Source organism: Photorhabdus akhurstii, assembly GCF_018448925.1.
GTDB lineage: Bacteria > Pseudomonadota > Gammaproteobacteria > Enterobacterales > Enterobacteriaceae > Photorhabdus > Photorhabdus akhurstii.
On sequence record NZ_RCWE01000002.1, the window covers coordinates 354,839 to 367,337 of the forward strand.

The following is a 12,499-nucleotide window of genomic DNA, read 5'->3' on the forward strand; positions in this document are numbered from 1 at the left end:
ATTTAAACTTAAGAGGTGCATTTGTGGCTCTAATGCTTTATACCGAATCAGAGTTGCTGGCAGAACTTGGAAACCGCCTGCGAGAGCACCGACTGCGGCGCAACATGCTCCAGACAGAGCTGGCGCTCAGAAGCGGTATTTCCGTCTCTGCGCTCAAAAAACTTGAGGCCAGCGGACAAGGCACGCTTGAGAATTTTATGAAGGTCGCCTTTGCTCTACGACTGGAGAACGAAATGAAGTCCCTGTTTGCGCCACAACAGATCAGCATTGCACAACTTGAAGCCATGAAGGCACCAGCTCGCCAACGCGCCCGGCGAACCCAACGTTCATCTCGGAAACCCTCCGGCAATGGCCGCGCTCATCAATCAGGAGACTCAAAAAAATGACAACGCGAAACTTTCAGTACCGGTCATTAAACCGACTACAAGTGGTCTACCGCGGTCGAGGGGAACAGTGGGTGTTGGGTCATCTGGCCGAAAGTACTGTGCGTGGCCGCTATTTATTTGAGTACACCCAAGAAGCTCTTGATAATGGCATCGAATTCTCTCCCCTACAACTACCACTTACCACAGAGACTTACGCGAATTTTGAGCACTTTCAGGACTGGCTCCCGGGCTTCATCGCAGATTCCCTGCCGGATGGCTGGGGGCGACTGCTTATGGACCGGTTCCTTCGCCGTAATAATGTCGATCCTGGCCGGATTTCCGTCCTGGAACGCCTGGCATTACTGAGCGATAACACGATGGGGGCTATGACCTACCAACCTGCTCTGCCTTTACCGGACGATCAGGAAGACAAATACAGTATTCTGAACTTGACCGGGCTGGCTCAACAGATTCGTCAGGAAGTAACTGGTCAGGACTCAGAGGCACTGCGCGAACTTTTTCTACTTGGCGGCTCGCCCCACGGCGCCAGACCAAAGGCACAGGTAGAATATAATCCATCCACCGGCCAGATGAAAACAACTGCATTCCCTGAGAGTGAGCCTTGGCTGGTTAAATTTCCCGCAGCAGAGGAAAATCCTTGGGTCTGCGCCCTTGAAGAAGCTTACGCCTGTACGGCCAGAATGGCAGGCATTGATTTTCCCACAAGTCGCTACTTTCGCCTTGAAGGGGAGCTTGCTGCTTTCGGTGTCCAGCGTTTCGATCGTGAGAATGGAATGCGAGTGCCGGTACTGAGTATGGCCGGCGCCCTACATGCCGACTTCCGATTACCCTGTATGGATTACATAGATATCTTACGGGCAACTGGCTCCATCACGCGCTCTGTTGCTGAACGAAAAATCCAAGCCCGTCGTATGGTGTTCAACGTGTTGATGCATAACCGTGATGATCATGTGAAGAACTTCTCCTTTATTCTGAATGAAAGCAATGAGTGGGTGGTGTCCCCCGCCTATGATCTGACCTTTGCGGACGGACCCGGCGGACAACATCAAACCTCAGTAACCGGCCACGGAACAGATATCACCCGCACCATGTTGCTTAAGATTGCCAAAGATGCAGGCATCGCATCGGCCAAAATGAATAACATTATTGATGAAGTGGCAGATGTCGCCGCTGACTTCGCCCATACGGCACGGAATGTAACTGATGATATTCCCGCTGACGAACTCCATCAGGTCACGGACTGCATTAACCGAAATCTGTCTTATCTCAAACGATAAATTCAACATACGGGCCTTCTGAATTCTTCCGTTATCAGAAGGCCAAGCATGCAATCAGCCGCGTTTCGGCCATCTCCTAAAAAAGGATTACAACCCTAACTCAGATAATCCAGGATGATCATCAGGACGACGACCTAAAGGCCAATGAAATTTACGTTCAGATTCTTTTATCGGAAGATCATTAATGCAGGCATAACGGTTGTACATCAAGCCATCTTCGTTAAATTCCCAATTCTCATTACCATATGAGCGAAACCAGTTACCGGAATCGTCATGCCATTCATAAGCATAACGAACCGCTATTCTATTATCAGTAAACGCCCAAAGTTCTTTAATTAATCGATATTCATGCTCTTTCGCCCATTTTCTGGCTAATAAGTCCTGAGCTTCTTTACGGCTATGCACAAATTCAGCGCGATTACGCCAATGGGTATCCAATGAATAGGCCAATGCAACCTTTTCAGGATCACGGCTATTCCACCCATCTTCCGCCAAGCGGACTTTTTGAATAGCGGTTTCCCGAGTAAATGGCGGTACCGGCTGGCGAATTTCTTTTGTATTAGACATATTGTCTCCTAATTAATTATAATTAAATTTCATTAACTCACATCACATTTATTCAGCAATGCCCTGGCAATATTCATCGCCTCTAAAGCATAGTGTGTATCATTCATCACATGCGCAGTTGTAATAGCGCCTTCTATTAAGAGTAGGAGTTTCCTCGCTAAATCCACTGATGAATCTGGCGATATTTCTTCACAAATAGAAAGCACGTAAGTAAAAACTTTCTCTTTATGTTCTTTCGCAATTATTCTTACAGGATCATCTGGATTAGGGCGTTCACCGGATGTATTGATAAATGCACATCCCCTAAAATCATCACTTTCGAACCATCGTTGTAATACCAGAAAAATATTCAGCAATTTTTCTTTAGGTGTTTTATATTCGGCTATTGATGAAGTAAACCACCGCATCCAGCGTTCATCTCGCCGACGAAGAACTTCTTCAATCAATCCCTCTTTCGTACCAAAATAACGATAAATTGTTTTACGTGAGGAACCTGTCGTGCGCGTTATCAGATCGATACCTGTAGCCGCAATCCCCCTTGTGTAAATCAATTCCTCTACAACATCCAACATGTTTTCCCTGATGTTGGGTGCCGACTCACCTTCCATGTTTTTCATGGTAGAACGATCATTCTCCATAGTCAACCTCTTTACTAAAAAAATGAATTTAAATTGTTATCTCTATGATTTAAAAAGCAATTATAATACTCATCGCCTTTTTCATCAAAACTGCTCATTTCCACATAATAGCTCTTTTAAATAAAAATATTATCAAAGAAACGAAGAAATAATATTAAATGTCCTACTGCCGTTTATTGATTATTATATCAATTTAAAAATATAAATTTATTTTTAAAAGGAAAGATAATATCAAAATATTATTTTTCAGAATATTTAAAATAATCTATTTATTGTGAATTATCTTTAATTAAAAACTTAAGAATTATTAAATAAATAATAAAAACACTACCAATAATTAGACCAAGAAATAAAATGGATGAAGGGCGAATATCCGCCCTTCTGTTAACCACCAGCTAATTTAACTATCATACCTTTAGCTTCAAGTAACTGTTTCAATAAATCCCTTTTATCACCCTGAATTTCTATTTCACCGTCCTTTACTGAACCACCACAGCCACATTTTTTCTTCAATTCAGCCGCCAGTTTAATCAGTGCCTGATCATCAGCATCAATTCCGGTAATTACACAAACCCCTTTTCCTTTACGACCACTGGTTTGACGTTGAATACGAACAATACCATCTCCTTTTGGGCGCTGAGGTTTAACCGCTTCTTCCTGAATACGGCCTCTGTCTGTGGAATAGACTAGACGCGAATTATTATCTTGCATTAATCACTCCCACAATAGATTGATTAATCTGACGCAATGCTGCCGCAGGATCAGCGGAACGGGTAATCGGACGGCCAATAACCATATAATCAACCCCAGCCAATACCGCCTGTTCCGGCGTCATGATACGGCGTTGATCGCCCGCATCGCTGCCCATCGGCCGAATCCCCGGAGTCACTAATTGAAAATTCTGACCACAAACCTTTTTCAGTTGTTGAGCTTCATGCGCAGAACAAACCACGCCATCTAGCCCACATGCCTGAGTCAGTTTTGCCAACCTTTCAGCCTGTTGCGCTGGCGTCATATCAATGCCAATACCTTGTAGATCCGATTGTTCCATGCTGGTTAATACCGTGACAGCAATTAACAACGGAGCGTCATGACCATAAGGCAGCAGCGCCTCTTTCGCCGCTGTCATCATTCTGGCGCCACCACTCGCATGTACGTTTACCATCCAAACGCCCATTTCAGCAGCAGCGGCTACCGCTCTGGCGGTGGTATTAGGAATATCATGGAATTTCAAATCCAAAAATAGTTCAAAACCACGTTGATGCAACAACTTAACAAACTGCGGACCATGCAGGGTAAACATCTCTTTACCCACTTTCAGACGACAATCTTGCGGATCAATTTTATCGGCAAAAGCCAGCGCCGCATCCTGATTATCGTAATCTAAAGCAACAATGACAGGCGAGCTAATCTGTTTACCGAACGACGTTAAGGTATGAGATGTCATTTTTTAACCTTTTTGACTAACAAAGCAACATTATGATGACACGGTGTCACTGACCATCTAATCCACGGATCGGTTTAATTGAATCCCACGAACGGCATGATGGACAGTGCCAATAAAGTGAATGAGAAGTAAAGCCGCATTTATGGCAGCGATAATTAGGTTTAGTACGAATTTGCTCACCAACCATGTCCCTCAACAAGATAATACTTTCTTTCGCTCGCCCCTCTTCTGCCTCAGCCAAATGGTAATCCATCAGGCGATAAAACAGGCGCATGGTCGGATGACGCTCTAATCGATGGTTGATATAAATTTGCGCGACTTCATGCCCTTTTTGCTGCTCGATAATATCAGCCAGCAAAAGTTCGGCCGTGGCCCCACAATCTTCCTCTACACAACGTCTCAGGAAATCTTCCCATTCATCAGTCTGATTCAGATGCTGGTAACACTCCTGGAGAATAGGCAACACCTCACTAACCAACTTTTTATCTTGCTCAAGAACAGATTTTAAAGCATCCGCCGCTTTGATGTACTCTTGTCGGGCCATAAACAAGCGCCCCAACATGATAGAAACTCTGGCGCAGTTTTTATCTGCCTGAACCGCTTTATTGAGATAACTGATTGCCTCATCAAGATCATCACCGCTCATCTCCTGTAAAGCGAGTTCACAATAAAAATGGGCAATTTTTTCCCGTAAATCATGTTTACCGGACTTGACTAATTTCTCGGCGATATCAATGGCCTTTTTCCAATCACTGGTTGATTGATAAATAGTCAGCAGCGATTGAAACGCATTTTCCCGAAAATCTTTTTCATTCACCAACTGAGCGAACATATTTTCAGCACGATCATACAAACCCGCCGACATATAATCACGGCCCAATTGTTGCGTCGCAAGCAGACGCTGATCAAATGTCAGAGAAGCGCTTTCCATAAGAGATTGATGAATACGGATAGCCCGCTCTACTTCCCCCCTGGAACGGAATAGATTCCCCAAAGTCAAATGAGCTTCAAAAGCGGAACTGTCCTCTTTAAGCATTTCAAGAAACAGATCCACAGCTTTATCTTGCTGGTTTGAAAGGAGAAAGTTAACCCCAGCAACATATTCTCGTGATAAGCGATCAGCATTTTGTTGCTTATCCTGTTGAGCACTTCTGCGCCCCATATACCAGCCATAAGCAGCGGCCACAGGAAGCAACAGAAACAGCAGCTCTAACATAGGAGTTTATTCCTTGCTAAGTGCAAGCGATGAATGAGTAACCGAAGGTTCAGCAGGTTGCTCCAGTTGCGCTTCGAGTCGCTTAATCTTTCGTTCAGCTCTTCCTAATGACAAACGAGCACGAAGATAAAATAATCCACAAATAACCCAACCTAACACGAAACCGCTAGCAAACAATACAGCTAAAAGTGTAGATACAGAGTAATTCCCTTTAGCGATCAGATAGTTAAATGTAACCACCTGATCATTATTTGATCCGAGAGTCACCGAGATGACAAAGATCACCAATACCAGTAATAAAATCAGAAAATATTTCACATTTTTTCCTGTTATCTATTGTTGCTTGGACATTATGCTGGATAACGGCCCATTAAATTAGCATTTCCAGTCTGGATAAAGGAAGCAATTTATCATGATAAATGCGTCTTTCAGCTTTTTTACGATATCTTCTCATCAATTAAGTGTAAATAAGAAGCAATTACACCGCCAAATCCTTTTTGTCGTTAATCAACCGCCATTTTTCTGTGAGATAACAAATAGCCATCACTAATACCGCACTAATTAGCGTTGATGTGATAATATCCTGCGGCCAATGCATACCTAATGCCATCCTGCTAATCAAAACACTCATTGCCCATATCGTCACAATTATAGACAAAATATAGCGACGACGCGGCCATAAAAAACCTACTAAAAGTAGTGACAAACTTGCAGCAAACAAGGTATGCCCAGAAGGAAAAGCATATCCGGTCTCTCTTTTCCAATGACTGAGTTGCCATTGTGGAATACGGTCATCAGCTTTTAAATTGCGTTGCAACAACTCGGCCCGCTGTTTTCGCGAATGTTGATAAAATTCATCTGCCGGCGCTTGATAGTTTTTTTCTAACCAAACAACATAGGGGCGAGACTCTTTAGTGGTATTTTTTACCAAAACCTTTATGCCTTGCCCCGTTAAAAGGAGCATCATAACAATAGCGAGCAATATTACCCCCTGTCTGGCCGAAGTCGCGAACAACCGTAGCAGCCCTAAAATAAAAAACAGAAAAACCAGATAACACCACGGCTTACCGGAAGTATTAGTAATCCAATACAGTACTTTAAGCCATAAACACTCTCCCATAGGTTGCCATTGCCAACCTGCCATCAATACAGCTATAGGTGGTAACAATAAAATCAGGGTTGAGATAATAATAGGTTTGGTAAATTGATTCATATCTGGCACCGGATTATTTTTATACATAATTTTAAAAACTTGTTCAGCGTTAACATGTTAGTGTTATAACTGCCATTTATATATGATTATCTGAAAGTTTTTGACAGATAATTTGCGGTAAATATGGCAAAATATCGCCGCATTATAATCAGAGAAAATCTTTTATGCAGTGTCCCCTGATTTCCCAGACCGGTATTGTTTTTCACATCTATGTCTTGTAACGAGTCTGAATCAACATATGAACAATAAAATGCAATTAAAACGCGTCGCTGAGGCCAAGTTACCCACTCCCTGGGGCGATTTTTTAATGGTCGGCTTTGAAGAAGTCGCCACAGGTCAAGATCATGTCGCATTAGTATACGGTACTATTTCTGGCAATGAGCCTGTCCTTTCCAGAATCCATTCAGAATGCCTGACCGGTGACGCCCTATTTAGTCTACGTTGTGATTGCGGATTTCAACTTGAAGCCGCCCTTGCTCAGATTGCTAAAGAAGGGCGAGGTGTATTACTTTACCATCGGCAAGAAGGTCGTAATATCGGCTTAATCAACAAAATTCGGGCTTACGCATTACAGGATAACGGTATCGATACTGTAGAAGCTAACCATCAGTTAGGTTTTGCCGCCGACGAGCGTGATTTCACCCTATGCGCAGATATGTATAAATTACTCGGCGTTCAAGCTATTCGTCTGCTGACAAATAACCCCAAAAAAGTGGAAATTATGGCCGAAGCAGGTATTAATATCGTAGAACGTGTGCCATTAATTACCGGCCGGAATCCTAAAAATGCTTATTATTTGGATACCAAAGCCAGAAAAATGGGGCATTTGTTACCTGAGCAAAATTAATTTTTCAGTAAACTAGCCGGAAAAGACGGCGCTTAAATAATCAGTGCCGTCTTTAGTATAATGTAAAAATTATTTCAACATGTGGCGAATAACATAATGCAAGATACCACCGTGGTGGAAATAATCTAATTCAGTTCTGGTATCAATACGACTCTGAGCATTAATGATTTCCTTACGCCCATCCGCATAAGTCACTTTCACCGGTACAATCTGTCCTGGCTTGAGGTTATTCATCCCTTCAATATCAATTGTCTCACCACCTTGCAGATTTAGCGTCTTACGATTTACGCCCTGAGGGAATTCCAATGGTAATACCCCCATACCAATCAGGTTCGAACGGTGAATACGCTCAAATGATTCGGCAATCACCACTCTAACTCCTAATAATCGGGTACCTTTCGCTGCCCAGTCGCGGCTTGAACCGGAGCCATATTCTTTGCCCGCAATAATAGCCAATGGTGTTTTTTCTTCCTGATAACGCATAGCCGCATCATAAATTGCTAATTGTGTCTGTGACGGAATATGGCGGGTATATCCTCCTTCTACACCAGAAATCATCTCATTACGGATACGGATATTGGCAAACGTTCCCCGCATCATGACTTCATGATTACCGCGCCTTGAGCCGTAGGAGTTAAAATCTTTAGGCTCAACGCCATGTTCTTGAAGATAACGCCCTGCCGGGCTGTCAGCTTTGATATTCCCCGCCGGAGAAATATGGTCTGTGGTGACAGAATCCCCAAGAATAGCCAATATATTCGCACCGTGAATATCTGTTATCGCTTCTGGCTCGGCTGTCATTTCACTAAAGAATGGCGGGTGGCGAATATAAGTAGAATCAGGCTGGAAGTGATAAGTTGCCGAGCTAGCAACGTCCAGCGATTGCCATGTTTCATCACCATCAAAGACTTCCGCATACTCTTTGTGAAACATATCAGCCTTAATTTGATCAACAGCTTTAGCAATTTCTTTGCTATCAGGCCATATATCCTTCAAATAGATATCATTGCCTTGTTGATCCTGACCAAGGGGATCTTTAGTCAAATCCTTTTTCATACTGCCGGATAAAGCATATGCCACGACTAACGGCGGCGACGCTAGCCAGTTAGTTTTTATCAGAGGATGGATACGACCTTCAAAGTTTCGGTTGCCAGAAAGGACGGCACCGACGGTAAGATCTGCCTGCTTAATCGCAGTTTCAATAGATTCAGGCAGTGGCCCGGAATTACCAATGCAAGTTGTGCAACCGTAACCAACCAGATTGAAGCCCAGTTTTTCCAGATATGGCATCAAACCCGCCAGTTCAAGGTAATCCGTTACCACTTTCGAGCCGGGCGCCAGTGAAGTTTTCACCCACGGTTGGCGTTTAAGCCCCTTCTCAACCGCTTTCTTCGCCAATAAACCCGCGGCCATCAGTACACTGGGATTAGATGTGTTGGTACAAGAAGTTATCGCGGCAATGACGACCGCCCCCTCTGCTAACTCATACTTCTGGTTATCCTGATTAACTGGCGCTGAGACAGCTTTCCCCTGGGATTTATTCATTTCCAAATCAACGGCTGATTGAAATACTTGGGGTACTTGCGCCAAAGCCACTCTATCTTGTGGACGTTTCGGTCCAGCGAGGCTCGCTTCCACTGTCGACATATCCAGCTCAAGAGTGCTGGTAAATACCGGTTCATCACCGGGATTTCGCCATAATCCCTGAATCTTACAATAGGCTTCCACCAACGCGATCTGCTGTTCTGTACGCCCTGTCAACCGCATGTAGCTCAGGGTAATATCATCTACCGGGAAGAAACCGCAAGTTGCACCATATTCCGGCGACATATTGGCAATGGTTGCCCTGTCTGCCAGCGGCAAATCAGCTAACCCATCCCCATAAAATTCTACAAATTTCCCGACCACGCCATGTTTACGCAGCATCTGAGTCACTGTCAGTACCAGATCTGTTGCGGTAATCCCTTCACGTAACTTGCCGGTAAGTTTAAAACCCACCACATCAGGAATAAGCATGGAAACAGGTTGCCCTAACATAGCCGCTTCAGCTTCAATACCACCTACACCCCATCCTAAAACACCAAGGCCATTAATCATGGTGGTATGAGAATCGGTACCAACTAAAGTATCAGGATAAGCCAGCGCCCGTCCGTTCTGCATTTCATGCCAAACCGTTTTTCCCAGGTATTCCAGATTTACCTGATGGCAAATCCCGGTTCCTGGCGGAACAACACGAAAACGGTTAAATGCTTTTTGCCCCCAGCGCAGAAAGAGATAACGTTCATGGTTCCGTTCCATTTCTAATTGAACATTTTGCTCAAAGGCTTTTTCCGTGCCGAATTTATCCACCATAACTGAATGGTCAATAACCAAATCAACGGGTGATAATGGATTAACTTGTTCAACATCACCACCAAGACGCTGGACAGCTTCTCTCATGGCCGCTAAATCAACAACGGCAGGAACACCGGTGAAATCCTGCATCAATACACGTGCTGGCCGGTAAGCAATTTCTCTGTCTGCATGGCCGGTATTTTGCCAATCAACAATGGCTTTCAAATCATCATCAACAACAGAATTGCCATCAATATTGCGAAGAAGATTTTCCAGAAGAACTTTCATAGACTTGGGTAAACGGGAAATATCCCCCAAATGTTTAGCAACCAGTGGTAAGCTATAATAATCATATTGTTTACTTGCGGCGGAAAGTGTTGAAACACAAACCTTTTTCAAATCAAACGACATAACTCCTCCTTCTTCTTATACTGGCATAACTCAAAACTACCTTAACGATAATGGCACACATTAAACATAACATATAAGCAAATATTTGTTTTTTATTACCGCACAATGTGTCAATTCAGTGTATCCATCAGAATTTCAGTAATAAATTTTGATAATTTAGTCGGGTAAACAATCGAATGATAATCAGATAGAATTAGCTCGCTAACAATTCAATTGGATTAAAATTATCAATTAAAAAAACAAGGACAAAATAATGGATATAAAAAACGCAATTACGCATAACCAGGAACATATCGCAAAAATCAATGAAGCTAATACCTTCTTTCACATCGATGACGCTTATTTCAGTATAGAAAATACCAATAAATATAACGAAAAAGATGGTTTAGTTCAGTTCATTATAGCCAAACAATTATCTGATAAACCAGAAGTTATAGAGAAAACCAATAGTTTAAGTAAAACATTAATTGCACTTTCCTCCATCGCAACCAATTATGTCAATAAATACGCGGAAAAGTATGGAGAGCAATATAAAACAGATATGGACTTTTGGAGTAAAGTGGTTAACAAGTTACCTCTAATGGGCACCAGCAAAGTTGAATCTAAAAATTACACCGATTCATTAAATGGTTTAAGCATCTCAAAAAGTTTCCTTAATTTTATTATGAACGTGGTTGTATTCGAAAATACAGATATGCTGCCGGATTTCGCTAAGTTCCTTACTAAACAAGGGGAAACGATCCGCTTAGGTATACGGAAGAATAAAGGCTTCTATTCTACTGTGACACTGACGATTGCTATCGATACCTTAATTGTAGGAGACAAGACCGTATATATTCCGAAACTAAAACTCTATCGAGTTAATTTTGATAGCACTAATTCAAACTTTTTATCAAGTTGTGCTTCTAATGAAAATGTCAACGTTGATTTTGAGTATTCATCCTTAATATCGGTCCTAGACTATGAAGCACTCGAAAATCCTGAGATTAAAGCCAGTTTTGATAGTTTCATTAACAAACAAAGAAAAACATCAATAGAAGAGTCTGATGATTTCTTCAGTGGTGAGTTTGAATCCATCTGATAAGCAAAATTAGGGAACTAATAGCAATATTAGCTCCCTAATTATTTCATTATACGATTGGTAATTTGATATCTTTAAACATCATTTCGATATCTTCATTTGAACGTAGAGCAACCGCCTGATCAATCACATCACGCGTCAAGTGAGGCGCAAAGCGCCACATAAAGTCATACATGTAGCTGCGTAAGAAACTACTACGACGAAAACCAATCTTAGTTGTGCTATAGCCGAATTTATCACGCATATCAATGCAAACAAGATCTTTATCCTGTACCGGATCAACCGCCATGTTGGCAATAACCCCCACGCCTAACCCTAACCGGACATAAGTTTTAATCACATCAGCATCCGTCGCAGTGAAAACAATTTTAGGTTTTAAACCTACTTTATCGAATGCAACATCTAACTCAGAACGACCAGTAAAGCCAAACGTATAAGTGACCAGTTGATATTCAGCCAATTCTTCAATTGAAACACTCTCTTTACCTGCCAGCGGGTGATCCGACGTCACCACCAGCGTCCTGTTCCAATGGTAACAAGGCAACATTACCAAATCTTCATATAAATGGAGCGCTTCAGTTGCAATAGCAAAATCAGCATTACCTTTACTAACAGCTTCAGCAATTTGCGTCGGCGACCCCTGATGCATGTGTAAAGAAACCTGCGGATAACGTTCAATAAAACCTTTAATCACAGGAGGTAATGCATAACGGGCCTGTGTGTGGGTAGTAGCAATATATAGCGAACCACGATTCGGATAAGTATGTTCACTAGCAACTGACCGTATTGCATCAATCTTAGATAATACTTCACGAGAAATTCGGACAACCTCTTCACCTGCGGGAGTAACATGCGTCAGGTGTTTACCACTACGGGAAAAAATCTGAATACCTAATTCATCTTCAAGCATCCTGACTTGCTTACTGATCCCGGGTTGAGATGTATACAATCCTTCTGCCGTAGATGAAACATTAAGGTTGTGGTTTACCACCTCCACGATGTAACGAAGCTGTTGCAATTTCATATAAACACCATCCCAAAATAAACGCTGTGAACAATTATGACTTAGAAACCTGGACTGA

General features: G+C 42.6%; 13 protein-coding genes. 4 read left to right on the forward strand and 9 right to left on the reverse strand.

Going from position 1 to position 12,499, the window contains the following annotated elements; translation table 11 throughout:
- The first annotated feature begins 32 nt into the window (after nt 1-32).
- Complete coding sequence (locus EAE93_RS04145; protein ID WP_044466998.1) at nt 33-386, forward strand: helix-turn-helix domain-containing protein; 354 nt, start codon at nt 33-35, stop codon at nt 384-386.
- Complete coding sequence (locus EAE93_RS04150) at nt 383-1,663, forward strand: type II toxin-antitoxin system HipA family toxin (RefSeq protein WP_214039141.1); 1,281 nt, start codon at nt 383-385, stop codon at nt 1,661-1,663. Before EAE93_RS04145 ends, EAE93_RS04150 begins: the two co-directional genes overlap by 4 nt.
- 87 nt (nt 1,664-1,750) lie before the next feature.
- Here the strand turns inward: EAE93_RS04150 and EAE93_RS04155 are convergent, their stop codons facing one another.
- From EAE93_RS04155 to pgpB, 7 genes are all read right to left on the reverse strand, one after another.
- The gene (locus EAE93_RS04155; protein WP_036805783.1) at nt 1,751-2,230 is read right to left on the reverse strand and encodes a nuclear transport factor 2 family protein; all 480 of its coding nucleotides are present in this window, start codon (nt 2,228-2,230) and stop codon (nt 1,751-1,753) included.
- A 32-nt stretch (nt 2,231-2,262) separates the two neighbouring features.
- Entirely contained in the window at nt 2,263-2,868 is a 606-nt protein-coding gene (locus tag EAE93_RS04160) for a TetR/AcrR family transcriptional regulator (protein WP_214039142.1), read from the reverse strand.
- A gap of 384 nt (nt 2,869-3,252) precedes the next feature.
- The gene (gene yciH / locus EAE93_RS04165) at nt 3,253-3,579 is read right to left on the reverse strand and encodes a stress response translation initiation inhibitor YciH (protein ID WP_214039143.1); all 327 of its coding nucleotides are present in this window, start codon (nt 3,577-3,579) and stop codon (nt 3,253-3,255) included.
- A complete protein-coding gene (pyrF, locus tag EAE93_RS04170; protein ID WP_214039144.1) occupies nt 3,569-4,315 on the reverse strand; it encodes an orotidine-5'-phosphate decarboxylase in 747 nt (248 codons plus the stop codon). The genes yciH and pyrF overlap by 11 nt, the downstream gene beginning before the upstream one ends.
- A gap of 46 nt (nt 4,316-4,361) precedes the next feature.
- Entirely contained in the window at nt 4,362-5,531 is a 1,170-nt protein-coding gene (gene lapB / locus EAE93_RS04175; protein WP_036805774.1) for a lipopolysaccharide assembly protein LapB, read from the reverse strand.
- 6 nt (nt 5,532-5,537) lie between these two features.
- The gene (locus tag EAE93_RS04180) at nt 5,538-5,849 is read right to left on the reverse strand and encodes a LapA family protein (RefSeq protein ID WP_036805770.1); all 312 of its coding nucleotides are present in this window, start codon (nt 5,847-5,849) and stop codon (nt 5,538-5,540) included.
- A gap of 160 nt (nt 5,850-6,009) precedes the next feature.
- On the reverse strand, nt 6,010-6,744 hold the full coding sequence (gene pgpB / locus EAE93_RS04185) for a phosphatidylglycerophosphatase B (RefSeq protein ID WP_214039145.1): 735 nt from the start codon (nt 6,742-6,744) through the stop codon (nt 6,010-6,012).
- Nucleotides 6,745-6,982: 238 nt separating this feature from the next.
- Between pgpB and ribA the strand changes: the two genes are divergently transcribed.
- Entirely contained in the window at nt 6,983-7,591 is a 609-nt protein-coding gene (gene ribA / locus EAE93_RS04190) for a GTP cyclohydrolase II (RefSeq protein ID WP_139656611.1), read from the forward strand.
- 69 nt (nt 7,592-7,660) lie between these two features.
- Here the strand turns inward: ribA and acnA are convergent, their stop codons facing one another.
- Nucleotides 7,661-10,336 carry an aconitate hydratase AcnA gene (gene acnA, locus EAE93_RS04195; RefSeq protein WP_214039146.1) on the reverse strand — a complete coding sequence of 892 codons (2,676 nt, stop codon included), beginning with the start codon at nt 10,334-10,336 and terminating at the stop codon, nt 7,661-7,663.
- 253 nt (nt 10,337-10,589) lie between these two features.
- Between acnA and EAE93_RS04200 the strand changes: the two genes are divergently transcribed.
- Entirely contained in the window at nt 10,590-11,417 is an 828-nt protein-coding gene (locus EAE93_RS04200) for a hypothetical protein (RefSeq protein ID WP_110087117.1), read from the forward strand.
- Between the two features lie 49 nt (nt 11,418-11,466).
- On the opposite strand, the gene cysB is transcribed toward EAE93_RS04200, so the two are convergent.
- Nucleotides 11,467-12,441: an HTH-type transcriptional regulator CysB gene (gene cysB / locus EAE93_RS04205; protein ID WP_036805759.1), complete on the reverse strand. Its 975-nt coding sequence runs from the start codon at nt 12,439-12,441 to the stop codon at nt 11,467-11,469.
- Between the last annotated feature and the right edge of the window lie 58 nt (nt 12,442-12,499).

Excerpts from the sequence above, each read along its gene's own strand:
- EAE93_RS04145 (WP_044466998.1), top strand. The coding sequence starts at position 33 with ATGCTTTATACCGAATCAGAGTTGCTGGCAGAACTTGGAAACCGCCTG.
- yciH (WP_214039143.1), bottom strand. The coding sequence starts at position 3,579 with ATGCAAGATAATAATTCGCGTCTAGTCTATTCCACAGACAGAGGCCGT.
- ribA (WP_139656611.1), top strand. The coding sequence starts at position 6,983 with ATGAACAATAAAATGCAATTAAAACGCGTCGCTGAGGCCAAGTTACCC.
- pgpB (WP_214039145.1), bottom strand. The coding sequence starts at position 6,744 with ATGAATCAATTTACCAAACCTATTATTATCTCAACCCTGATTTTATTG.
- cysB (WP_036805759.1), bottom strand. The coding sequence starts at position 12,441 with ATGAAATTGCAACAGCTTCGTTACATCGTGGAGGTGGTAAACCACAAC.
- EAE93_RS04160 (WP_214039142.1), bottom strand. The coding sequence starts at position 2,868 with ATGGAGAATGATCGTTCTACCATGAAAAACATGGAAGGTGAGTCGGCA.
- EAE93_RS04150 (WP_214039141.1), top strand. The coding sequence starts at position 383 with ATGACAACGCGAAACTTTCAGTACCGGTCATTAAACCGACTACAAGTG.
- pyrF (WP_214039144.1), bottom strand. The coding sequence starts at position 4,315 with ATGACATCTCATACCTTAACGTCGTTCGGTAAACAGATTAGCTCGCCT.
- EAE93_RS04155 (WP_036805783.1), bottom strand. The coding sequence starts at position 2,230 with ATGTCTAATACAAAAGAAATTCGCCAGCCGGTACCGCCATTTACTCGG.
- EAE93_RS04200 (WP_110087117.1), top strand. The coding sequence starts at position 10,590 with ATGGATATAAAAAACGCAATTACGCATAACCAGGAACATATCGCAAAA.
- acnA (WP_214039146.1), bottom strand. The coding sequence starts at position 10,336 with ATGTCGTTTGATTTGAAAAAGGTTTGTGTTTCAACACTTTCCGCCGCA.
- lapB (WP_036805774.1), bottom strand. The coding sequence starts at position 5,531 with ATGTTAGAGCTGCTGTTTCTGTTGCTTCCTGTGGCCGCTGCTTATGGC.